33 protein-coding genes, 3 tRNA genes and 3 pseudogenes are annotated in these 21640 nt (G+C 44.0%); 22 read left to right on the top strand and 17 right to left on the bottom strand.

Annotated elements, in window-relative coordinates; genetic code table 11:
- Positions 1 to 74: 74 nt before the first annotated feature.
- Entirely contained in the window at positions 75 to 722 is a 648-nt protein-coding gene (locus tag K6984_RS08885; protein WP_221895204.1) for a DUF6444 domain-containing protein, read from the top strand.
- A 121-nt stretch (positions 723 to 843) separates the two neighbouring features.
- On the opposite strand, the gene K6984_RS32960 is transcribed toward K6984_RS08885, so the two are convergent.
- Positions 844 to 972, bottom strand: a complete 129-nt coding sequence (locus tag K6984_RS32960; protein ID WP_263458596.1) for a hypothetical protein — start codon at positions 970 to 972, stop codon at positions 844 to 846.
- A gap of 18 nt (positions 973 to 990) precedes the next feature.
- Here K6984_RS32960 and tnpC point away from each other — a divergent pair.
- A pseudogene (tnpC, locus tag K6984_RS30795) lies at positions 991 to 1779 on the top strand (IS66 family transposase); the annotation flags it as partial.
- On the opposite strand, the gene K6984_RS08870 reads toward tnpC, so the two are convergent.
- Positions 1774 to 3123: a transposase gene (locus K6984_RS08870; protein WP_221895201.1), complete on the bottom strand. Its 1350-nt coding sequence runs from the start codon at positions 3121 to 3123 to the stop codon at positions 1774 to 1776. The pseudogene tnpC and the gene K6984_RS08870 overlap by 6 nt on opposite strands.
- A gap of 139 nt (positions 3124 to 3262) precedes the next feature.
- On the opposite strand from K6984_RS08870, the gene K6984_RS08865 reads away from it, so the two are divergent.
- Positions 3263 to 3571 (top strand): hypothetical protein, encoded by a 309-nt coding sequence (locus tag K6984_RS08865; RefSeq protein WP_221893923.1) that lies wholly within the window; start codon positions 3263 to 3265, stop codon positions 3569 to 3571.
- Positions 3572 to 4092: 521 nt separating this feature from the next.
- Here the strand turns inward: K6984_RS08865 and rsgA are convergent.
- Positions 4093 to 4974 (bottom strand): ribosome small subunit-dependent GTPase A, encoded by an 882-nt coding sequence (gene rsgA, locus K6984_RS08860; RefSeq protein ID WP_221895200.1) that lies wholly within the window; start codon positions 4972 to 4974, stop codon positions 4093 to 4095.
- A 46-nt stretch (positions 4975 to 5020) separates the two neighbouring features.
- Positions 5021 to 6262 carry a M48 family metallopeptidase gene (locus K6984_RS08855; protein WP_221895199.1) on the bottom strand — a complete coding sequence of 414 codons (1242 nt, stop codon included), beginning with the start codon at positions 6260 to 6262 and terminating at the stop codon, positions 5021 to 5023.
- 275 nt (positions 6263 to 6537) lie between these two features.
- Between K6984_RS08855 and orn the strand changes: the two genes are divergently transcribed.
- A complete protein-coding gene (gene orn, locus K6984_RS08850; RefSeq protein WP_221895198.1) occupies positions 6538 to 7083 on the top strand; it encodes an oligoribonuclease in 546 nt (181 codons plus the stop codon).
- 10 nt (positions 7084 to 7093) lie between these two features.
- Positions 7094 to 7436: pseudogene (crcB, locus tag K6984_RS36060) on the top strand (fluoride efflux transporter CrcB); the annotation flags it as partial.
- Between the two features lie 52 nt (positions 7437 to 7488).
- Here the strand turns inward: crcB and K6984_RS08840 are convergent.
- The gene (locus K6984_RS08840; RefSeq protein WP_221895197.1) at positions 7489 to 7746 is read right to left on the bottom strand and encodes a hypothetical protein; all 258 of its coding nucleotides are present in this window, start codon (positions 7744 to 7746) and stop codon (positions 7489 to 7491) included.
- Positions 7747 to 8314: 568 nt separating this feature from the next.
- On the opposite strand from K6984_RS08840, the gene serS reads away from it, so the two are divergent.
- Positions 8315 to 9598, top strand: a complete 1284-nt coding sequence (serS, locus tag K6984_RS08835) for a serine--tRNA ligase (RefSeq protein WP_221895196.1) — start codon at positions 8315 to 8317, stop codon at positions 9596 to 9598.
- Positions 9599 to 10158: 560 nt separating this feature from the next.
- On the opposite strand, the gene K6984_RS08830 is transcribed toward serS, so the two are convergent.
- Positions 10159 to 10410 (bottom strand): hypothetical protein, encoded by a 252-nt coding sequence (locus K6984_RS08830; protein ID WP_221895195.1) that lies wholly within the window; start codon positions 10408 to 10410, stop codon positions 10159 to 10161.
- Positions 10411 to 10422: 12 nt separating this feature from the next.
- Here K6984_RS08830 and K6984_RS08825 point away from each other — a divergent pair, with 12 nt between their 5' ends.
- The 5 genes from K6984_RS08825 (at position 10423) to K6984_RS08810 (ending at position 11985) form a co-directional block, all read left to right on the top strand.
- Positions 10423 to 10572, top strand: a complete 150-nt coding sequence (locus K6984_RS08825) for a hypothetical protein (protein WP_221895194.1) — start codon at positions 10423 to 10425, stop codon at positions 10570 to 10572.
- A 113-nt stretch (positions 10573 to 10685) separates the two neighbouring features.
- The gene (locus K6984_RS08820) at positions 10686 to 10850 is read left to right on the top strand and encodes a hypothetical protein (protein WP_221894278.1); all 165 of its coding nucleotides are present in this window, start codon (positions 10686 to 10688) and stop codon (positions 10848 to 10850) included.
- Positions 10787 to 11686: a transposase gene (locus tag K6984_RS08815; RefSeq protein WP_221895193.1), complete on the top strand. Its 900-nt coding sequence runs from the start codon at positions 10787 to 10789 to the stop codon at positions 11684 to 11686. Before K6984_RS08820 ends, K6984_RS08815 begins: the two co-directional genes overlap by 64 nt.
- Positions 11677 to 11799 carry a hypothetical protein gene (locus K6984_RS32955; RefSeq protein ID WP_263458688.1) on the top strand — a complete coding sequence of 41 codons (123 nt, stop codon included), beginning with the start codon at positions 11677 to 11679 and terminating at the stop codon, positions 11797 to 11799. Before K6984_RS08815 ends, K6984_RS32955 begins: the two co-directional genes overlap by 10 nt.
- Before the next feature lie 27 nt (positions 11800 to 11826).
- A complete protein-coding gene (locus K6984_RS08810) occupies positions 11827 to 11985 on the top strand; it encodes a hypothetical protein (protein ID WP_221893805.1) in 159 nt (52 codons plus the stop codon).
- A 183-nt stretch (positions 11986 to 12168) separates the two neighbouring features.
- Here K6984_RS08810 and K6984_RS08805 read toward each other — a convergent pair whose 3' ends face one another.
- Entirely contained in the window at positions 12169 to 13359 is a 1191-nt protein-coding gene (locus K6984_RS08805; RefSeq protein ID WP_221895192.1) for an OmpA family protein, read from the bottom strand.
- A gap of 313 nt (positions 13360 to 13672) precedes the next feature.
- On the opposite strand from K6984_RS08805, the pseudogene K6984_RS32950 reads away from it, so the two are divergent.
- The 8 genes and pseudogenes from K6984_RS32950 to K6984_RS08775 all read left to right on the top strand — a co-directional run.
- A pseudogene (locus K6984_RS32950) lies at positions 13673 to 13984 on the top strand (tetratricopeptide repeat protein); the annotation flags it as partial.
- A 69-nt stretch (positions 13985 to 14053) separates the two neighbouring features.
- Positions 14054 to 14182, top strand: coding sequence for a hypothetical protein (locus tag K6984_RS32945; protein ID WP_263458596.1), 129 nt, complete (start codon positions 14054 to 14056; stop codon positions 14180 to 14182).
- 27 nt (positions 14183 to 14209) lie between these two features.
- On the top strand, positions 14210 to 14338 hold the full coding sequence (locus K6984_RS32940) for a hypothetical protein (protein WP_263458687.1): 129 nt from the start codon (positions 14210 to 14212) through the stop codon (positions 14336 to 14338).
- A 152-nt stretch (positions 14339 to 14490) separates the two neighbouring features.
- The gene (locus tag K6984_RS08795; RefSeq protein ID WP_221895191.1) at positions 14491 to 14640 is read left to right on the top strand and encodes a hypothetical protein; all 150 of its coding nucleotides are present in this window, start codon (positions 14491 to 14493) and stop codon (positions 14638 to 14640) included.
- A gap of 50 nt (positions 14641 to 14690) precedes the next feature.
- The gene (gene gltX, locus K6984_RS08790; protein WP_221895190.1) at positions 14691 to 16100 is read left to right on the top strand and encodes a glutamate--tRNA ligase; all 1410 of its coding nucleotides are present in this window, start codon (positions 14691 to 14693) and stop codon (positions 16098 to 16100) included.
- Positions 16101 to 16141: 41 nt separating this feature from the next.
- Positions 16142 to 16217 (top strand) — tRNA-Ala (locus tag K6984_RS08785).
- A 24-nt stretch (positions 16218 to 16241) separates the two neighbouring features.
- Positions 16242 to 16317, top strand: a tRNA-Glu gene (locus K6984_RS08780).
- Between the two features lie 91 nt (positions 16318 to 16408).
- Positions 16409 to 16484: transfer RNA gene (locus tag K6984_RS08775), tRNA-Glu, on the top strand.
- A 124-nt stretch (positions 16485 to 16608) separates the two neighbouring features.
- Here the strand turns inward: K6984_RS08775 and K6984_RS08770 are convergent.
- Complete coding sequence (locus tag K6984_RS08770; RefSeq protein WP_221895189.1) at positions 16609 to 16827, bottom strand: hypothetical protein; 219 nt, start codon at positions 16825 to 16827, stop codon at positions 16609 to 16611.
- A 427-nt stretch (positions 16828 to 17254) separates the two neighbouring features.
- Complete coding sequence (locus K6984_RS08765; protein WP_221895188.1) at positions 17255 to 17554, bottom strand: hypothetical protein; 300 nt, start codon at positions 17552 to 17554, stop codon at positions 17255 to 17257.
- Here K6984_RS08765 and K6984_RS08760 point away from each other — a divergent pair.
- Positions 17511 to 17783, top strand: coding sequence for a hypothetical protein (locus K6984_RS08760; protein ID WP_221895187.1), 273 nt, complete (start codon positions 17511 to 17513; stop codon positions 17781 to 17783). The two genes, K6984_RS08765 and K6984_RS08760, sit on opposite strands and share 44 nt — an antisense overlap.
- On the opposite strand, the gene K6984_RS08755 is transcribed toward K6984_RS08760, so the two are convergent.
- Positions 17726 to 17941 (bottom strand): hypothetical protein, encoded by a 216-nt coding sequence (locus K6984_RS08755; RefSeq protein ID WP_221895186.1) that lies wholly within the window; start codon positions 17939 to 17941, stop codon positions 17726 to 17728. The two genes, K6984_RS08760 and K6984_RS08755, sit on opposite strands and share 58 nt — an antisense overlap.
- Between K6984_RS08755 and K6984_RS08750 the strand changes: the two genes are divergently transcribed.
- Positions 17898 to 18035 carry a hypothetical protein gene (locus K6984_RS08750; protein ID WP_221895185.1) on the top strand — a complete coding sequence of 46 codons (138 nt, stop codon included), beginning with the start codon at positions 17898 to 17900 and terminating at the stop codon, positions 18033 to 18035. The genes K6984_RS08755 and K6984_RS08750 overlap by 44 nt on opposite strands.
- Positions 18036 to 18040: 5 nt before the next feature.
- Here K6984_RS08750 and K6984_RS08745 read toward each other — a convergent pair whose 3' ends face one another.
- From K6984_RS08745 to K6984_RS08715, 7 genes are all read right to left on the bottom strand, one after another.
- Positions 18041 to 18238, bottom strand: coding sequence for a hypothetical protein (locus tag K6984_RS08745; protein WP_221895184.1), 198 nt, complete (start codon positions 18236 to 18238; stop codon positions 18041 to 18043).
- Positions 18207 to 18383 (bottom strand): hypothetical protein, encoded by a 177-nt coding sequence (locus tag K6984_RS08740; protein ID WP_221895183.1) that lies wholly within the window; start codon positions 18381 to 18383, stop codon positions 18207 to 18209. The genes K6984_RS08745 and K6984_RS08740 overlap by 32 nt, the downstream gene beginning before the upstream one ends.
- 131 nt (positions 18384 to 18514) lie before the next feature.
- Positions 18515 to 19012, bottom strand: coding sequence for a hypothetical protein (locus K6984_RS08735; RefSeq protein ID WP_221895182.1), 498 nt, complete (start codon positions 19010 to 19012; stop codon positions 18515 to 18517).
- 9 nt (positions 19013 to 19021) lie between these two features.
- The gene (locus tag K6984_RS08730; RefSeq protein ID WP_221895181.1) at positions 19022 to 19228 is read right to left on the bottom strand and encodes a hypothetical protein; all 207 of its coding nucleotides are present in this window, start codon (positions 19226 to 19228) and stop codon (positions 19022 to 19024) included.
- A gap of 244 nt (positions 19229 to 19472) precedes the next feature.
- Positions 19473 to 19724, bottom strand: coding sequence for a hypothetical protein (locus tag K6984_RS08725; RefSeq protein ID WP_221895180.1), 252 nt, complete (start codon positions 19722 to 19724; stop codon positions 19473 to 19475).
- A gap of 172 nt (positions 19725 to 19896) precedes the next feature.
- Positions 19897 to 20385, bottom strand: a complete 489-nt coding sequence (locus K6984_RS08720) for a hypothetical protein (RefSeq protein WP_221895179.1) — start codon at positions 20383 to 20385, stop codon at positions 19897 to 19899.
- On the bottom strand, positions 20322 to 20486 hold the full coding sequence (locus K6984_RS08715) for a hypothetical protein (RefSeq protein ID WP_221894278.1): 165 nt from the start codon (positions 20484 to 20486) through the stop codon (positions 20322 to 20324). Before K6984_RS08715 ends, K6984_RS08720 begins: the two co-directional genes overlap by 64 nt.
- 218 nt (positions 20487 to 20704) lie before the next feature.
- Between K6984_RS08715 and K6984_RS08710 the strand changes: the two genes are divergently transcribed.
- On the top strand, positions 20705 to 21640 hold the full coding sequence (locus K6984_RS08710) for a choice-of-anchor D domain-containing protein (protein WP_221895178.1): 936 nt from the start codon (positions 20705 to 20707) through the stop codon (positions 21638 to 21640).

Raw genomic sequence — 21640 nt, 5'->3', positions numbered from 1 at the left:
TTAGAACAAGGAAAATTCGGGATTTAAAACCCATGAGATAATAAGCCCGTCCTTAAAGCAATACAGGTTACCCTTTGAAAATAGACTTCATCGATGTTGATTCCGCAATCAGTCATGCCAAACAGTTACTTGAAACTGAGCGTGATATATCGCCTGCGCTAAAATCAGCACTGGAAGTGATTCTATTATTAGTCACGGTATTACTCAATGGAGTGACACTGAACAGCAAAAATAGCAGTAAACCACCTGCAAGTGATCCCAACCGTAAAAAAGGGAATCGAAAAAAATCAGATAAGCCTTCTGGCGGACAAAAATCGCATGTCGGCACGACACTTCAAAAAATAGATGACCCGGATGAAATCGAGATCATTACCATTGATCGCCGTACCTTGCCAAAAGGGCGATACACGGCAGATGGCTTTGAAACACGCCAGGTATTCGATATTGATATCTCAAGGGTAGTGACAGAATACCAGGCGCAACGGTTGATAAATGGAAAAGGTCAGTGTTTTATCGCTCCTTTTCCAGATGAGGTTACTAAGGCTGCGCAATATGGTAATGGGATAAAAGCCCATGTGGTTTATCTTTCGCAATATCAGTTATTGCCCTACAACCGAATACAGGAGTATTTCGCTGATCAATTAGGTATGCCGATTAGTGAAGGCTCTATCTATAATTTCAATGAACTGGCCTACGCTGAAAATCAGGGAAACGGAGCCTAAGCGAAGTGATGATTTTTAGTCCGCGATAGCCGTAGGGCCGTTATTTTGTCGGAGTCTGAGCGTTAGCGAAGGTGGAGACAAAATAAAAGGCCATCCGACACGGCGTCAAGTCATTTGGAGCCTATGTTCCGACCCCTTGTTGGGTCGGGACGAGGTGACGAGGACGAATCGGGGCCGCCGGAGGCATAAGTGGTCGCGTTAAGTTTTTGCTGCTTGCTTGGGCTGGGATGCCCAAAACAAGCTTTCGCAAAAATAGCGACTCCCCGATGAGAAGTTGGCTGGGTTTGAAACTATCAGTAAAGAACACTTAGTCGAATCAGCGTGCATTCATGCGGATGAAACAGGCATTAATATTAATGGTAAGCGCCATTGGCTACATGGGGCCTCCAATGTTCAGTGGACACACTTCTTTCCCCATGCCAAACGTGGCACAGAGGCAATGAATGACATTGGTATTTTACCCCATTTTCATGGGATTTTATGTCATGATCATTGGAAGCCCTACTATAAATATGATTGTACTCATTCGCTTTGTAATGCACATCATTTGAGGGAATTAACGCGCGCCTAGGAGCAGGATAAACAGGAGTGGGCGCTTGAAATGAAACGACTACTTGAAAAAATGAATGATGCCGTCAATGAAGCAGGTGGCATGCTACTACATAAAGAAGCAGAAAAATGGAAGGTACAATACAGAGAATTACTTGGCAAAGCGGAGATCGAATGCCCACCACCCGATAAGCCTAAAGAAGTAAAACGGGAGCGAATAAAACGCAGTAAAGCTAGAAACTTACTGGAAAGGCTGATTAATTATGAAGAGGATGTCTTGCGCTTCATGACAAATACCTGGGTGCCATTTACCAATAATGCCGCAGAAAATTCGATTCGGATGACCAAGGTTCAACAGAAAATATCCGGCTGCTTTCGTAGTACCAAGGGTGCAGAGATATTTTGTCGTGTCAGAGGGTATTTATCAACGTGCCGTAAACAAGGTCTAAGTGCAACTCAGGCAATGACCTTGGTCTTTGAGGGAAAGTTACCTGAATTTGCTTTATAATTTCATTGAACTACTCAGCTTCGCTGAGTAGTTACGTTTGCTTTCAATGCGGGCTATTTGCTCTGTGTGAAGGAGAAGGCAATGGTCAAACAAAAGACTCAGAATCAGGCCACGGCTTGATCCCTCTTCATCTAATTGTTTGGCCTCACGCCCCCATCCTTCATAAAGCTTCCAGTCCTCAAAGAAAACCTCAATCAGCCATCTCAACGTATAGGCTTGAATAATATATTGTGTGCGCCAAGTCAGGTCTGTCGCCACTAAATAGCGATAGTAGTTTTCACCGTCATATTTTAAGGCAATGACAAAGCGTTTTTTACTGTGAGAACTCACCTTTAATCGTGCACTGCTGACATTCACTTTAATCTCTTTGCCGCCACGTACACGTATTATCTGATCAATGCCTTTGTTAATCGAATTAAAGTAGCTCTCGACTGACCTTATTCTACCTCTATATTCAATATTTTGGTTTTTACGTAATTGGCTAATCACCTGCGAGCCTCCGCTGTCAGCCCCTGATAGGCGACAGGGCAGTTCGCTGATTCGACGTGTGCTAGCAGCACGCGAGAGGAGCAAGAATTGCATTCCGAATAGCCGTCCAGCCAGTGAGGTAGTAATGACGAAGCGGCTTTTGTGCGTAGTCGTTGCGGACGCAGGGCGTTCAGGGCATCTCCCATCCGCTGCGTAGGTGAACGAATTATGGCGACAGGAGTCCCAGAATTTCGTGAGGTAGCATGGCGCGCCTGATGCAATCTCTGTTTTGGTCGGGTAGGCACTGTCACGTTCAGGCTTAATAGGCCGATCTTTTTTTGCTATACCGCTCTTTTTCAACCGTTTATCTTCTTTATCCCACTGCTTTAAGGCTGGATCCGGCATATAAAAGAAAAAACCGACAGGCACTGTAATGGATGAGGTAACTAGCAGCAATAATACTATCGTTTGTCCATTAACATACCCGCCGGAGCCTTTGTGTTTCTGCTTGTAAACTTTATAAATACGTTTTGTAGACTTAGATCGTGCTCGGTCTGATTCATCAAAGGCCAACACACTTTCAGTAATGCCATAACGTTTTAAAATTAAGACCACACTCACCCGTAGCAAACAGTCCCAGGGTATACTTGCTTTACGAAGCACCCAGGATAATGCGGCTACTTTGCAATCTCCAAGGCTTGCTCGCTCAAACTTAGCCCAGCAAACAGAGTTCATTAGCAGTATGCCCGTTAAACAAGTGCCCAACCAAGCGGCTTGAATCCGTGTCAAAGCGGCTCCGGGTTTTAGCTGATTGAGCGCATCATTTAAATCGTCAATATAGCTTTGGATAAAGGTGGCTGGGGCATTCATTAACATGGGCTTACACCGATAAAATTACAACAACCTCAGAATACCTGATTTTACCTTCTCAATATCAAAAACTTGAACATCGAGTAAAAGTAATTTCAAGGAAACTAAAGCTTGGTCTTCCAATACCCGCTCACTTGAAAATCAAATGCGCCTGACTGCAATGAGCTATAATTTAATGCGCGTGTTTGAAGAGATTTCAAAAACACAACAGCCAGAATTGATTCATCCATCGGATAAAAAATATAGCGAGGCTCTGGAGATAAGGCAGCAACAGACCCAAAAACGAGATCGTTTTGTGAATCCATTATTTTTCCAGGCAAGAATATCTCGTATCAGCTCGTATACCATTCGAGCAGTTCAAAACGCAATAATAACAGGAATGTCTTTACAGTGCTTTATGAGCTCTCTTGTGGCGAGGTTAGTTTCACGGCCTCAATTGATAGGGGAACACTGATGATTAAATGTCAAATTGCAGGCGGAATGTTATAACTAAGCTGGCACTTAGGGAGATGGAAACACGCATCATCCAAAACTGCTGGTCTTTTTGTCCGTCTTCTGTGTTGTAGTAACTTTACGTAGCCTGCTATGCGCCTGTTACTACGCCTTGAATACGAACAAAAATCCTGTCCAATATTGGACAATTATTTATTTCCAGCTCCCTTAAACTGAGTATATACAAGCTTTATAAGCTTGTATATACTCAGTTTATTGATAGGCAAATGATAAATAGAAAAATTCAGGTGGTACCATTATCCCGGTAGAAATTCTAAAGAAACTGAATTTAAAAGAAGGTGATTAGGTGGATATTCAAGATCAAAAAGGGCGCATCATTTTTGTGCTCGAGAGAATAAATTCTGGGACAATAGGGGGCAGATTGAGACTCCCTATTATTTAATAAATTGAAGATAATCTGGCTCTCAGTATTTTCATGCCCTTCATGGTGAAAATTAAGCAAACGGCATCACGCATGCGAATCTAACGTGTAGGCATTTTCTCGCGTAGTTTTAAAAAACGCTGATAGCGAGCCAGTGAAATAGTACCATTTTCTACAGCGACTCTGACCGCACAGCCTTTATCAAGCAAATGCCTGCAATCATTGAATTTACACTTTTCTATAAATGCCTGGAATTCTCGGTAGCCATAGGCTAATTGATTTTCTGAGAGGCCAGCCAGGCCAAAAATTGCGACCCCGGGGCTATCGATTAAATCCCCGCCTGCAGGCAAATGATAAAGTGTAGCGGCGGTGGTCGTGTGCCTGCCATGTTTGGTGGTTGCTGAGACAGTATTGGTTTTTAATTCTTTATCCGGAATTAGGGCGTTGGTTAATGAGGACTTGCCTACACCTGATTGACCAGTAAAAATACTGATTTTCTTACATAAGGCCTGCTGTAATTCAGCGATCCCCTGGTTTTTTATGGCACTCACGCGAAACAGCGTATAGCCAAGGTTTTGATAAGTAGCCAGTTCCTGCTCAATACTGTCTACCGTGGCTAAGTCTGATTTATTGTAGATTAAAAGTGCATTGATATTACGATTTTCACAAATAGCCAGATATTGATCTATTAATAGAAAATCACAATAAGGCTCGGTGGCAAAGGCCACAAAAATCTGGTCAATATTCGCTGCAACCGGTCGGGTTTTTCGCCCTTTATTGGGTCGTTCCAGTAGTGAATGGCGAGGTAGAAGCTGTTCAATGCGTCCCTGATCTTTAGCGACGATAGTTATCATCACCTGATCGCCTGCAGCAACCGTCTCTAACTTGCGCCGGGTCTGGCAAAGTATAATATTACCGTCAACTTCAACCGCAACCCCTTTACCTAAGTGGGAAATAACTAGACCGGCATGTAATTCTGTCATACAGACAAGCTCAAAAAATTGTCTTTATTACATAGAGTATAAAGCATTATAGTTTTGGCTCCAGATGTGCGATACGGATCGCGGCAGGTGGGTGGCTATAATGGAATGCTGAAAATAAAGGATCAGGTGTTAAGGTGCTGGCATTTTCCTTGTATAGCTTGACCAGGCCGCTGATTAATTTGCTGGCCTGTGCATGCTCTGCAGCAAAGTCATCCGCTTCAAATTCAAATTTACGCTGAAAATAGGCACTTATAGGCGTCATAAATGTAGTGAACACGGGGGAGACCAGCATAAACAGCAATAGAGCAGCTGCATTAGATGGTACATCAACGCCTAGTCCGGTAAAAAACCAGTTTTCAGTAATCAGCCAACCTAACACATCTAAGCTGACCAGGCTCATAATCGAGCTTGCGACTAACATCTTAATGACATGTTTGCGCTTAAAATGTCCCAGTTCATGCGCTAATACAGCTTCCATTTCATCATCATCTAGAGACTCAGCCAGGGTATCAAAGAAGACGATACGTTTGTTACTGCCCATGCCAGTAAAATAGGCATTACCGTGGCCAGAGCGCTTTGAGCCATCCATAATAAAAATACCATTGCTACTAAAGCCGCAGCGTTCCAGAAGCTGGTTGATGCGGTCTTTTAATGCACCATCTTCTAGAGGTGTGAATTTATTAAATAATGGTGCAATCAATGTAGGATAAAGCCAGCTGAGCAATAGTGAAAAACTGATTAATATAGCCCAGGTCCAGATCCACCATGTATTTCCTAGTGCTTCCATAACCCAGAGTATAAGTGCCAAAAGCGGTAGCCCAATGATGGCAACTAGTGCTAGTTGCATAAGCTGATCCTTAATAAACTGGCTTACAGTGCTTTTGTTAAAGCCAAATTTTTCTTCGATCACAAAAGTGAGGTACAGGTTAGTTGGTAATTCAAACACGGACATTATAAAGAAAACAGACCCTAATGCAGCGATGCCGGTCATGATAGGGGATAATTCAAACCCCGCCCAAAAGTTAAACACCAGGTTTATTCCTCCACCCAGGCTTAAGGCCAGGAGAAAGATAATGCCAACGACGCTGTCTATATCACCCAGCTTGCCTTTTGCTATGGTGTAGTCAGCAGCTTTCTGATGCGCTTCCAGGTTAATCGACTCGGTAAAAGCGGCGGGTACTTCAGCGCGGTGTTTAAGCACGTAGGTTGATTGACGTCTGGATAGCCAGAATTGCACGGAATAGGATAATACCAATGCGATTAAGAAGATATATGTAAAAGTATTCATTGCTTGTATGCTTGATAAAAAGAAGGGGGTTAATACAAATAGTCTGCATTTATATAGATAAACGTGTATTTTAAATTATTATGCATTATTTTGTTAAAATTGCTGTGAATAAATGCTGATCGACAAAGCGGATGACAAAATTGCAACTGAATTTACACAGTTACGCAGGAAATTCTGTGCAGTAGCGAAGGGTCTCAATAGCGGATATGCTATGGCTATACACCATAGCCAATGCTACAATTCAGCGCAACAAAATATCAATTATGGATAGCTAAATGGCACAACAGCAAGAAAATCTGGTTTGGCTCGACTTGGAAATGACCGGACTGGATCCGGATAATGACCTGATTATCGAGATAGCAACGGTAGTTACTGATCAATATTTAAACGTTCTAGCAAATGGCCCCGTGCTGGCGATACATCAGACCGATCAGGCACTTGCTGCGATGGACGACTGGAACCAGCAGCATCATGGCAAATCGGGTCTAATTGGGCGAGTTAAAGCGTCAGACGTAAATGAAGCAGATGCAATGCGGCAAACACTGGCATTTATTCAGCAGTGGGTTGGTGTGGGTGAATCGCCTATGTGTGGTAATAGCATAGGCCAGGATAGGCGGTTCTTGTACCATTATATGCCAGCACTGGAAAAATACTTTCATTATCGTAATATCGATGTGTCGACAATTAAGGAACTTGCCCAGCGCTGGGCACCTGATGTGTTTGCCAAGGTGCAGAAAAAAGAAACCCATCAAGCGCTGGATGATGTGCTCGAATCGATAGAAGAACTCAAGCATTATCGCGAGCATTTTATTAAAATCTAGAGCAAGTTAAATGAATCCATTCATTGCAATTGCATTAGGCGGTGCTTGTGGCACTGTATTGCTTTTTTTAGTTTCAAGCGGAAGTTTATCAATGCTTAGGGCGAGGTTTCCCCTATGGCACCTTAACCGTTAATGTACTGGGTTCTTTTTTAATCGGCTTGTTAACCGAAGTTTTAGTTTTGCAGCGTATTGCAATTGCTATGGAATACCGCTCGGCAATTCTAGTTGGCTTGTTCGGCTCGTTTACAACGTTCTCTACATTTTCATTGGAAACCCTGTATTTGATTGAACAGGGCAATTTGCTTAAGGCCGCACTAAATATATTAATCAGTGTCAGTGTCAGTGTCTGTGCCTGTGTATTTGCAGTCTAGCTGGGTTTGTTAGTTAGGAAATATAGCTGGTAGATTACTGCGGTACGCTAACATCAAATATGATAGAATTATCCAGGAAAGGTGGGCGGTAGACCGATGACAGATCAAAATATAAAATTAGAATTAAACAAGATGCTGACCCAGCAGCAGCTATGGCATGCGCTGTCAGCCCCGGACGGGCTGATAGTCTCCAGAAGGCGCAGGGAAATTTGCCAATCCGAAGTGCGCGATAGCGCGCGAGGGAGGCTAAAATTTTATCCCGAATAGCCGTAGAGCCATTTGTGGTAGCCATGACTGAGCTGCTTTGTGCTCAGTCTGTGGCGGACGCAGGGCGGCTGGAGCATCTCCTATTCGCTGCGTAGGTGAACGAATTACGGCGACAGGAGTCCCGGAATTTCGTGAGGTAGCATGGCGCGCCTGACGAGTTTGAATAAAAGTATGCAGAATGCGCTCAACGCGAAAAGCATTGGTGGTGGCAAAAAGGGTTCTGGTTGGTGGTTGCCAGTATTTCATTAACCGCCTTGCTAATGAAGTTATTAATGTCACTACTCTCTTAAATAATCCACCCATTCAGGCGATAAATAAAAGGACTATTCGTAGTCCTTTTTTATTGTCTGGTATTTACGTAGGTAATAGTATAGCCTCTACTGGATTTCCTCTATAATCCTAGAAACCGCAGTTGAGCACAGATTTATTCACAAAACTGTGCAGCGGAGGATGCTCACCCAGTAGGTGACAGGTTTTTACGATCATTATTTTTAATATTCAGCGGTTTACAATGTTATATAGCGGTCAACTGCGGTTTTCAGGATAATCATTGCTAGTAATAGTACTTATATGTTTAAAGGTTACAAAGAATTATGTTAGATCCTCATTTATTTAGATCAGAGCTTGAGTTCGTACAGGCGCAATTAAAAAGGCGTGCGATTGACTTTGATGTAGATTTTTATACGGGTTTGGAAAATAGGCGTAAGGCAGTTCAGGTTAAAACTCAGGAGCTACAGAATGAACGTAATTTGCGCTCTAAATCCATCGGAAAAGCCAAAGCAAAAGGAGAGGATGTACAGCCATTGCTAGACCAAGTCCAAGGCTTAGGTGAGCAATTAAAAGCTGCAGAAACAGAACTTTCTGATATTCAGGCGCAAATGAAAAACCTGATGGAAGGTTTGCCTAATATTCTAGATGCATCAGTACCAGCGGGTAATGATGAGGATGATAATGTGGAAATCAGCCGCTGGGGTGAATTACCAGTATTTGACTTTAAGATCAAAGATCACGTTGTTCTGGGTGCTTTGCATAAAGGGATGGATTTTGAAGTAGCTGCAAAAATTACGAGTGCCCGATTTGTTGTATTAAAAGGCAATATTGCTCGCCTGCAACGGGCGATTATACAATTTATGCTAGATACCCATGCGAATGAGCACGGTTATTCAGAGACCTATGTGCCTTATATTGTTAATGCCGATAGTTTGTATGGTACTGGGCAGTTACCAAAATTTGCTGATGACTTGTTTAAAGTCAGTAGCGATCCGGATTTATATTTAATTCCGACGGCAGAAGTGCCGGTTACCAATATCGTGCGTAATGAAATTGTTGATAATGCTGAAATGCCAGTCAAAATGGTTTGTCATACACCGTGTTTTCGTAGTGAGGCGGGTGCTTATGGAAAGGATGTACGTGGTTTGATTCGCCAGCATCAATTTGAAAAAGTTGAACTAGTACAGATTGTTAAAGCTAGCGAATCTGAGCAGGCGCATGAAGAGCTGACTAATCATGCTGAAAATATCCTGAAGAAATTAAAACTGCCGTATCGTAAAGTCTTGTTATGCTCCGGTGATACCGGCTTTTCCTCGACTAAAACTTATGACCTGGAAGTCTGGTTGCCTGGGCAAGATACGTATAGAGAAATTTCATCATGCAGTAATTTCAACGATTTTCAGGCACGACGCCTTAAAGCGCGGTGGCGTAACCCGGAAACTGGAAAGCCGGAGTTAGTGCATACCATCAACGGCTCTGGCCTGGCTGCCGGGCGAACTTTAGTTGCCATTATGGAAAATTATCAGACAGCCGCAGGAGATATTGTTATTCCTGAAGTATTGCAGCCTTATATGGGCGGCCTGAAAGTTATTGATGTTAAAAATTAATGGTGGTTGCTAAGGATGAAGAGGCCCAGCTTAATAGGTAGTGGCTTGATTGTTAGCAGCGTTCTTTGCCTGAGTGCTTGTGAAGAAGGTGTTGAGGCAGGAAAAAGAAACAGCATTGTTAATCATGCTATCGATTCGCCAGTGGAAGATGTAGGCGCCGCCAAGAAAAAGCAGTAAAAGTTGGATAAAGAACCGCAGCTTACTGGTGAATCAGTGGAGCAGCCGGTTAATGATGGAGGCGACTGGGAAGTGCGCCCAGAGCTGGATTTTCACTTAATTTTGATCTGCTGGAACTGAATCGTTTTTCTAATAACTTTGCTAAACAGAGCAAAGAACCTTTACGAGGTATTTTTGCTTCAGAAGAAGAGGCTTCTAGGATAGAGCTTGAGGCGCATTTCGAAAGGCCTCATAATGAAAATACAGAAATGGAAACGTCACCTGATGGTGCGGGGGTAAAGTTTAGAACTGAAGTTTCCCAATAATTATTTATGGTAAAATTGAAATTATGCTACAACTATATGAAAAAAAATAGTCTTTTCATTCGTTTCAAATGCTATTGCCTAAGGGGAATTAAGTAGGGGTTTGCTATAAACATCATCAGTGTTCCCATTGAAAGAAGAAGTACCTAAACAAAGCAGCCTATGACCTACCTGAAGGTAGCACCACTCGAATATTTCCATCGCTGTCAGCCCCGGACGGGCTGATAGTCTCCAGAAGGCGCAGGGAAATTTGCCAATCCGAAGTGCGCGATAGCGCGCGAGGGAGGCTAAAATTTTATCCCGAATAGCCGTAGAGCCATTTGTGGTAGCCATGACTGAGCTGCTTTGTGCTCAGTCTGTGGCGGACGCAGGGCGGCTGGAGCATCTCCTATTCGCTGCGTAGGTGAACGAATTACGGCGACAGGAGTCCCGGAATTTCGTGAGGTAGCATGGCGCGCCTGCTTTTTGATTTTAATCACTTATAACAGCAAATAGACACTCTGTAGGCACCGTAAAAAACAACAAATAATTTCAAATAAAGCTTGCAATTGCCGAAAAAAGTTTTCTAAAAATTTCCGTTTTAATCACCTCATAAACGGATATCACCCATGCTTAAAGACCTACCACTCTCTGAACATATTCACCAACACTGCAATGAAAGTATGGAACGTGCCCTGTTAGCAGAGCGTCATCCTTTGTGGGCTCGTTCATGCCCAGAGTTGAAGGATATATCGACTTTATTCGCCTTGGGTTATTACGCTGTATCAGTGTAGTCGATAGTGGTCGCCATTTCCTCCAAACCAATGAACAGATTTATGGCCAGCTGCTTCCCCACTCAACGTATTTTAAATCACTGAAGTCGCATAGACGAACAAGTATGCTTGAGGCATTTGAACAGCAGAGCTATCATCTTCACGCTGAAACACTGCTATCGCAAGGCATTGATTATCTTAAAGCATTCCCAGAACTTGACGAATACACCATAGAAGCAGCGGATGGACATTTTATTGATCATGCCTGCCATACTGAAAAAAACAGCAAGGGGAAAGTTTATGCGGCCGGGGGGATTTACGCGTTGAATCTCAGAAGTGGGTTGCTCAGATTTCTTTGTCTGGTGACAAACGGAACTCAGAGACATCAAGAAATACCTGTGTTACGAAATCATATTGAAAAGCAAAACAAGGGAAATAACAGCTCTCAGAAACATCTCTATGTCTACGATAAAGCCGTCACCGACTTTGTCTGGTGGGATCGGCAGAAACGACATGCTAATTACATGATTTCAATGCTAAAAGAAAATTCAATTGCGACTCTGGTTGAGTCTATCCATTTTGACTCCCGCCATGAGATCAATACAGGGGTTGAAGCATACAGTGTGTACGAAAACAAGGGCATCAAATTTAACGTGGTGGATTACCGTGATCCACAAACCGGAAAACTTCACCGGTTTGTGACAACCTTGCCAATGACTATTAACCCTGGAACCATTGCCATGCTGTATTTCAAGCGATGGACGATTGAAAAGACATTCAATAACACTAAAAGTAATTTCAAGGAAACTAAAGCTTGGTCTTCCAATACCGCTCACTTGAAAATCAAATGCGCCTGACTGCAATGAGCTATAATTTAATGCGCGTGTTTGAAGAGATTTCAAAAACACAACAGCCAGAATTGATTCATCCATCGGATAAAAAATATAGCGAGGCTCTGGAGATTAGGTAGCAACAGGCTCAAAAACGAGATCGTTTTGTGAATCCATTATTTTTCCAGGCAAGAATATCTCGTATCAGCTCGTATACCATTCGGGCAGTTCAAAACGCAATAATAACAGGAATGTCTTTACAGTGCTTTATGAGCTCTCTTGTGGCGAGGTTAGTTTCACGGCCTCAATTGATAGGGGAACACTGATGATAAACATGGCAAAACCACCTAAAATAAACCTCGATACACCAGCATTGTGTATTTCAGCTACTCAATAATTGGGAAACTTCAGGTTTAGAATTGGGTTTTAATTGTTTGTGCTAATTCAAAAAAAGTCCCCTAACAATAAACAGTGTTAGGGGGGGGGGCTTTTTGAATTACCTGGGGTTTTTATCTAGCAGTAATGCTAAATCCTACGCGACGGTTTTTTGCACGCCCTTCAGCAGTATCATTTGGTGCAATAGGGTTTGTTTCACCAAAACCTTTAGTGGTTAAGCGGCTGGCATCAATGCCTTGCTCTACCAAGTGGTTTTTAACAGCCTGCGCTCTGCGCTCTGAAAGACCCATGTTATAGGCTTCAGGGCCAGTGCTGTCAGTATGACCTTCAAGTTGAACAGTCATGTTTGGGTTCTTTTTTAAGGTCTCAACTGCATTTTTGAAAAGAGGTTCAAAAGCTGGAGTGATTTTTGTAGAATCAAATCCGAAATCTACACTATTGTATGACCAGCAGCCTTGCGAATTAACGACTGCGCCAGCTGGAGTGTTTTTACATTTATCATAAGCATCATCAACACCATCACCATCGCTATCTCTTGAAGTAACTACATGAGAAGTAGCTGCCATTTTAGTATATAGCAGACCCTCTACAAAACCGGCCATGCCTGTGCTTGACGTCACGTCAGCAACATTTACACTGTTTCCGCAGTTGGAAATATTAGATAATTCCTGTAGCACAACTTGTCCAGATGTATCGTAGCTGTTGCCTACCCAGATTGAGTAGATACATAGACGCTGACCAAATTTATCTTCTAGCGCCTGGGCTTCAGCAAGTGTACCATCAGGGATCTGCTGGCCATCACTGAGGATTAATAAGGCAATGTTACCGTTTGCTTTTTCAAGCTCCGCCGATGATTCGGCAATAGCTTTATTCATTGGAGAGCCGCCACTTGCGCATTGTACCTGGTCGAGACCAGCCTGAAAGTTTTTGGCAGAATGTCTGGTAACGCCCTGATCAACTTTGGTAGAACTCCAGTCTAAACAATGTCCAGAGCCAAAGCTTTGTATTCCGGTAGAAAGATTAATATTTGCTGGGATGGTTTTGTTTAAGCGGTACAATGTCTGTTTTTCAACATCAAACTTTGAATCGCCTGAGTCGTTGCCATCATACGTGACGTTAGTAGATGAAGATGCGTCTAAAACAACAAAAACAGTATTTGTTTTTTGCTTAAACTGTGCTGTTGACGTTGCTTGTGCAACTGGGGCAGCTGTAAAATTTGGATACGATGTTGGTTCAGTTGCGCAACCTGATAACAGGGCAAGGCCTGTAATGGATGCGATAGGAATGATTATTTTTTTTAGCATATGTTCTCTCCGGAAAAAGTGAATGTAACAGTTATTTTAACACTTTCAATTTGTAAGTTAAGCATGAAATAACTGAAGTTTCCCAATAATTATTTATGGTAAAATTGAAACTATGCTACAACTATATGAAAAATAGTCTTTTCATTCGTTTCAAATGCTATTGCCTAAGGGGAATTAAGTAGGGGTTTGCTATAAACATGGCAAAACCACCTAAAATAAACCTCGATACACCAGCATTGTGTATTTCAGCTACTCAATAATTGGGAAACTTTAGATAATAGATATGCAAGTTATTTTACTAAAAGAGGTATAAATGAGAATAATACAAACAATGGTTTTGGGCTGTTTATTGATGTTCAGCATGAATAGTATAGCAGGTACATTTTCGGATATTGAGAAAAAAGCCGAGCTGGGGGACTCTTTGGCGCAAGCGCAGATGGGGGCTATGTACCAATTAGGCCGGAATGGAGCCAAGAAAGATGCAGCGCAATCGGCAAAATGGATGTTAAAAGCGGCAAATCAGGGGATGGTAGAGGCCGAAGTGTTTATGGCGGCACTCTATGACCGTGGTTTAGGTGTGAAACAGAACGTTAACACGGCGACTCAGTGGTACGAAAAAGCAGCTGCACAACAGCATGGTACGGCATTAGCTATTCTAGGTAGAAATGATGCGTCAATCGGGGAGTCGCTATTTTTGCGAAAGCTTGTTTTGGGCATCCCAGCCCAAGCAAGCAGCAAAAACTTAACGCGACCACTTATGCCTCCGGCGGCCCCGATTCGTCCTCGTCACCTCGTCCCGACCCAACAAGGGGTCGGAACATAGGCTCCAAATGACTTGACGCCGTGTCGGATGGCCTTTTATTTTGTCTCCACCTTCGCTAACGCTCAGACTCCGACAAAACAACGGCCCTACGGCTATCGCGGACTAAAAATCATCACTTCGCTTAGGCTACGTTTCCCTGATTTTCAGCGAGGGTAGTGTGGCTTTTAATTATAAAAATATTAGGCGCGCCATGCTACCTCACGAAATTCCGGGACTCCTGTCGCCGTAATTCGTTCACCTACGCAGCGAATAGGAGATGCTCCAGCCGCCCTGCGTCCGCCACAGACTGAGCACAAAGCAGCTCAGTCATGGCTACCACAAATGGCTCTACGGCTATTCGGGATAAAATTTTAGCCTCCCTCGCGCGCTATCGCGCACTTCGGATTGGCAAATTTCCCTGCGCCTTCTGGAGACTATCAGCCCGTCCGGGGCTGACAGCGGCGGCTAATGGCCTCTAAACAAATTCCGGTAGAATATTCCAAGCGATTTTTAAAACAGCAATAGACTTATGACAATGAAAACACGTTTTGCACCTAGCCCAACAGGATACTTACACTTAGGTGGTGCACGCACGGCATTATTTTCCTGGTTACATGCCAGAAAAAATAATGGCACTTTTGTATTACGTATCGAAGACACTGATATAGAACGCTCCACACCGGAGTCGGTAAATGCAATTCTTGAGGGTATGCAATGGCTAGGCCTTGATTATGATGAAGGGCCTTATTATCAGACGCAGCGATTTGATCGTTATGCTGAGGTTATTCAGCAGTTAATTGACCAAGGGGATGCATATTACTGCTATTGCTCAAAAGAAGAATTAGATACGTTGCGTGAGCAGCAGATGGCAGATAAGCAAAAGCCGCGCTATAACGGTAAATGTCGTGATAATACTGAGCAGCAAGAGGGAATGAACCGGGTGGTGCGTTTTCGAAATCCAGAGGAGGGTGAGGTGGTGCTGAATGATCTGGTAAAGGGTGAAATTGTGGTTGCCAATAAAGAACTGGATGATCTGATTATTGCGCGGACTGACGGTACACCTACTTATAATCTAACGGTCGTCGTGGATGATCTGGATATGGGGATTACCGATGTGATACGTGGTGATGATCATGTCAATAACACCCCGCGACAAATAAATATTTTAAAGGCACTGGGCGCTGAATTACCTCGTTATGCGCATTTACCGATGATATTAGGTGATGATGGTGCCAGATTATCAAAGCGTCATGGGGCGGTTGGGGTGATGCAGTATCGGGATGATGGTTTTTTGCCTGAAGCATTATTGAGCTACTTGGTGAGATTAGGCTGGTCATATGGTGATCAGGAAGTATTTGCCAGGGAAGAAATGATCGAGTTATTTGATATAAGCAAGGTGAATGTTTCCGCTTCAGCCTTTAACACTGAAAAATTAATATGGCTTAATCATCAATATATTATGAATGCTGAGCCAGAGCTGGTTGCTGGGCATCTTGAATGGCATATGCAGCAACGCGGAATAGATGTGGCAACACAAGGTCCGGCATTAGTTGATATTGTTAAGGCGCAGCGGGAACGGAGTAAAACCCTGGTGGAAATGGCAGATGCCAGTATCTACTTTTATCAGGATTTTACTGAATATGATGCCAAGGCCGCAAAGAAGAACTTCAAGCAAGGAACGGACGAGGTTTTACAGGCTCTACTTGATGCATTTAGTGAGTTGTCTGATTGGCAAGGCGATACCTTGCATGCACTGGTTTTGCAGATTGCAGAGCAGCTGGAATTAAAACTGGGGAAAGTGGCTCAGCCTTTACGTGTAGCTGTCTGTGGCATAGGCATGTCGCCTTCTATTGATGTTACTTTAGCCTTGTTGGGTAGGGATAAAACCTTGCTGCGTTTACAGCAGGCAATTAACTATATTAAAGAAAATAGAAGCTAGACAGCTAATGATTATGGTGTATAATTGTCGGACTCAACTAAGGGGTCATAGCTCAATTGGGAGAGCGCAACACTGGCAGTGTTGAGGTCGGCGGTTCGATCCCGCCTGGCTCCACCAAATACTTAGTTTAAAAAGTTCTTAGTCCCCATCGTCTAGAGGCCTAGGACACCGCCCTTTCACGGCGGTAACGGGGGTTCGAACCCCCCTGGGGACGCCATTACATAAACTCATAGGAATTGAGTTTAGGCTTGTAAAAGCTATTTTATTTTAAAAAGGAAGAGCGCTACGCGCTGACAAAAAAGTTCTTAGTCCCCATCGTCTAGAGGCCTAGGACACCGCCCTTTCACGGCGGTAACGGGGGTTCGAACCCCCCTGGGGACGCCATACAAAAGAAAGGGTTATCTATCTATTTATTTAGATAGCCCTTTTTTGTTTCTATCAAAGTGATAGTAATCTGACTTTCCATTCTCGAAAACTCCCAATTTAGTTCATATCTCAAAATTTCACGCTATCGTACGCTGAAAATCATGGAAACGGAGCTTAGCGAAGTGGTGATTTTTAGCCCCTGATAGGCGACAGGGCAATTCGCTGATTCGACGTGTGCTAGCAGCACGCGAGAGGAGCAAGAATTGCATTCCGAATAGCCGTCCAGCCAGTGAGGTAGTAATGACGAAGCGGCTTTTGTGCGTAGTCGTTGCGGACGCAGGGCGTTCAGGGCATCTCCCATCCGCTGCGTAGGTGAACGAATTATGGCGACAGGAGTCCCAGAATTTCGTGAGGTAGCATGGCGCGCCTGAATCAGTAATTTCTTTCAGATATGCTTATCTTTGTTATAGTTCATATGAATATGCAGTGATATTGTTTCTTCATTTGTGTTTATTGTGACCCAATCCACCGCAGTAGCGATGTTAACGCACCAGTTGCAGTTATTGGTTGAATCTAGGGATTATTGTTTCCTGTCCCTTTTTCATAACAAGGAGGCCATTCGTGCGGCAAGTGTGTTAGCGTTTTAAAAAATCTCCTCAACTTTGCACCTAGATTTTTTTCTAAAACAACAATAACCGCGTTGCGTTATTAAGGAAGGTCTCAACATGAAATCAATCGTTATTTTATTTCAAAATCGCTTAATATCATTTGTTGTATTGATTGTCTTATTACACGCAGGCAAGGTGCTGGCATTGAGTCCAGTGGTTGGGTCGATCAATACACAAGTGATATTCAATACTGCAGCGATGGCCTCTCACGCTGAAAATCATGGAAACGGAGCTTAGCGAAGTGGTGATTTTTAGTCCCTGATAGGCGACAGGGCAATTCGCTGATTCGACGTGTGCTAGCAGCACGCGAGAGGAGCAAGAATTGCATTCCGAATAGCCGTCCAGCCAGTGAGGTAGTAATGACGAAGCGGCTTTTGTGCGTAGTCGTTGCGGACGCAGGGCGTTCAGGGCATCTCCCATCCGCTGCGTAGGTGAACGAATTATGGCGACAGGAGTCCCGGAATTTCGTGAGGTAGCATGGCGCGCCTGTGGGGATTACGCCCTGAGCCGACATGATGCAGGTTTCAGGATTACTCGACCAGGTATGCAAGACGTCATTATTTCTAAGCCAGCCGACTTTGAAGACCCCATTCAGTCGCTGAAAATCATGGAAACGGAGCTTAGCGAAGTGGTGATTCTTAGTCCCTGATAGGCGACAGGGCAATTCGCTGATCCGACGTGTGCTAGCAGCACGCGAGAGGAGCAAGAATTGCATTCCGAATAGCCGTCCAGCCAGTGAGTTAGTAATGACGAAGCGGCTTTTGTGCGTAGTCGTTGCGGACGCAGGGCGTTCAGGGCATCTCCCATCCGCTGCGTAGGTGAACGAATTATGGCGACAGGAGTCCCGGAATCTCGTGAGGTAGCATGGCGCGCCTGCTTCTTATGCTTTTATTGGTACTGATGGCATCAGTGTTCCCCTATCAATTGAGGCCGTGAAACTAACCTCGCCACAAGAGAGCTCATAAAGCACTGTAAAGACATTCGCTGAAAATCAGGGAAACGTAGCCTAAGCGAAGTGATGATTTTTAGTCCGCGATAGCCGTAGGGTCGTTGTTTTGTCGGAGTCTGAGCGTTAGCGAAGGTGGAGACAAAATAAAAGGCCATCCGACACGGCGTCCGCTGTCAGCCCCGGACGGGCTGATAGTCTCCAGAAGGCGCAGGGAAATTTGCCAATCCGAAGTGCGCGATAGCGCGCGAGGGAGGCTAAAATTTTATCCCGAATAGCCGTAGAGCCATTTGTGGTAGCCATGACTGAGCTGCTTTGTGCTCAGTCTGTGGCGGACGCAGGGCGGCTGGAGCATCTCCTATTCGCTGCGTAGGTGAACGAATTACGGCGACAGGAGTCCCGGAATTTCGTGAGGTAGCATGGCGCGCCTGAAGTCATTTGGAGCCTATGTTCCGACCCCTTGTTGGGTCGGGACGAGGTGACGAGGACGAATCGGGGCCGCCGGAGGCATAAGTGGTCGCGTTAAGTTTTTGCTGCTTGCTTGGGCTGGGATGCCCAAAACAAGCTTTCGCAAAAATAGCGACTCCCCGACCTGTTATTATTGCGTTTTGAACTGCCCGAATGGTATACGAGCTGATACGAGATATTCTTGCCTGGAAAAATAATGGATTCACAAAACGATCTCGTTTTTGAGCCTGTTGCTGCCTTATCTCCAGAGCCTCGCTATATTTTTTATCCGATGGATGAATCAATTCTGGCTGTTGTGTTTTTGAAATCTCTTCAAACACGCACATTAAATTATAGCTCATTGCAGTCAGGCGCATTTGATTTTCAAGTGAGCGGGTATTGGAAGACCAAGCTTTAGTTTCCTTGAAATTACTTTTAGTGTTATTGAATGTCTTTTCAATCGTCCATCGCTTGAAATACAGCATGGCAATGGTTCAAGGGTTAATAGTCATTGGCAAGGTTGTCACAAACCGGTGAAGTTTTCCGGTTTCTGGATCACGGTAATCCACCACGTTAAATTTGATGCCCTTGTTTTCGTACACACTGTATGCTTCAACCCCTGTATTGATCTCATGGCGGGAGTCAAAAGGGATAGACTCAACCAGAGTCGCAATTGAATTTTCTTTTAGCATTGAAATCATGTAATTAGCATGTCGTTTCTGCCGATCCCACCAGACAAAGTCGGTGACGGCTTTATCGTAGACATAGAGATGTTTCTGAGAGCTGTTATTTCCCTCGCTGAAAATCAGGGAAACGGAGCCTAAGCGAAGTGATGATTTTTAGTCCGCGATAGCCGTAGGGCCGTTATTTTGTCGGAGTCTGAGCGTTAGCGAAGGTGGAGACAAAATAAAAGGCCATCCGACACGGCGTCAAGTCATTTGGAGCCTATGTTCCGACCCCTTGTTGGGTCGGGACGAGGTGACGAGGACGAATCGGGGCCGCCGGAGGCATAAGTGGTCGCGTTAAGTTTTTGCTGCTTGCTTGGGCTGGGATGCCCAAAACAAGCTTTCGCAAAAATAGCGACTCCCCGCTGTTTTGCTTTTCAATATGATTTCGTAACACAGGTATTTCTTGATGTCTCTGAGTTCCGTTTGTCACCAGACAAAGAAATCTGAGCAACCCACTTCTGAGATTCAACGCGTAAATCCCCCCGGCCGCATAAACTTTCCCCCGCTGAAAATCAGGGAAACGGAGCCTAAGCGAAGTGATGATTTTTAGTCCTCGATAGCCGTAGGGCCGTTATTTTGTCGGAGTCTGAGCGTTAGCGAAGGTGGAGACAAAATAAAAGGCCATCCGACACGGCGTCAAGTCATTTGGAGCCTATGTTCCGACCCCTTGTTGGGTCGGGACGAGGTGACGAGGACGAATCGGGGCCGCCGGAGGCATAAGTGGTCGCGTTAAGTTTTTGCTGCTTGCTTGGGCTGGGATGCCCAAAACAAGCTTTCGCAAAAATAGCGACTCCCCGATTGCTGTTTTTTTCAGTATGGCAGGCATGATCAATAAAATGTCCATCCGCTGCTTCTATGGTGTATTCGTCAAGTTCTGGGAATGCTTTAAGATAATCAATGCCTTGCGATAGCAGTGTTTCAGCGTGAAGATGATAGCTCTGCTGTTCAAATGCCTCAAGCATACTTGTTCGTCTATGCGACTTCAGTGATTTAAAATACGTTGAGTGGGGAAGCAGCTGGCCATAAATCTGTTCATTGGTTTGGAGGAAATGGCGACCACTATCGACTACACTGATACAGCGTAATAACCCAAGGCGAATAAAGTCGATATATCCTTCAACTCTGGGCATGAACGAGCCCACAAAGGATGACGCTCTGCTAACAGGGCACGTTCCATACTTTCATTGCAGTGTTGGTGAATATGTTCAGAGAGTGGTAGGTCTTTAAGCATGGGTGATATCCGTTTATGAGGTGATTAAAACGGAAATTTTTAGAAAACTTTTTTCGGCAATTGCAAGCTTTATTTGAAATTATTTGTTGTTTTTTTACGGTGCCTACAGAGTGTTTATTTGCTGTTATAAGTGATTAAAATCAAAAAGATGGAAATATTCGAGTGGTGCTACCTTCAGGTAGGTTATAGGCTGCTTTGTTTAGGTACTTCTTCTTTCAATGGGAACACTGATGACTGATGGCGTGATTGTCAGCTTTTCATGGTCTAACAATACTAGTTCCAAGGAAAACATAGTCTTTAAAAAATTAGACAGTGACGATTCTACGATAACGCTTTTGGATCATGACACGTTTGCCCTCAACGCCCCGAGCAGTCAACTTTTAAAAAGTGCCGATAACCTGATTCTGTTTACAATTACGATAGAAGCCCCGTCGGCTAATGATAATGTGTTTAATATCGCTTTATTCAGAGGAGACAATGGTGCCAGTTTGTGTGAAATGCAACCTCAAAGTAGTGTTTCAGGTGATCAATTTATTGCAAGAGTCACGGGACAGGATGGCATGGCAGACGGGTTAACATTAACTCGTCACAACCAAAATTTTCAGGATATTGTAGTAGTTTGTCCTTTACCTGAAGCAAATTTGACAGTAACACCTCAAACGTTATATTTTGGTTTGGTTGCTAATAATGCGTCGCCACAATTGACAGTGATACTCAGTAATCCAGGACAATCTTTCGATGATCCAGTGACGATTACCAATATTGCGAATACGGTTAATTGCGCTACGGTGGGTTTTACGCCACCATTGACACTGAACCCAGGAAATTCAGCGCAGGTTGTTGTGACTTTAAACCATTCCAATCTACCTGGGCAAGTAGCAACGATTAATAATATGATGATTACACGTAATCCTGCCGTAGGTCCAAATAATATTAACTGTATTGCTGAATCGAGGGATCCTGTTCCTCAAGCGGTATATAGTGCCACTGGACTGAATTTTGGACAAGTTAATGTTGGTGGTTCAGATAGTAGGAGTTTTACGGTAACTAATCAAGGCGAATCTAACTTGCTCATCACAAATATAACACCGCCTGGGTTAGCGGTGTATACACTGGCACCAGCGGCTTTTCCTGTCACCTTGGCACCGACATAG

Origin of the sequence: Bathymodiolus japonicus methanotrophic gill symbiont (assembly GCF_019721995.1) — a bacterium.
In the GTDB taxonomy this organism is placed as follows: Bacteria; Pseudomonadota; Gammaproteobacteria; order Methylococcales; family Methylomonadaceae; genus Methyloprofundus.
The sequence above is the reverse complement of the archived record's forward strand: the minus strand, read 5'-3'. Positions and strand labels throughout refer to the sequence as shown.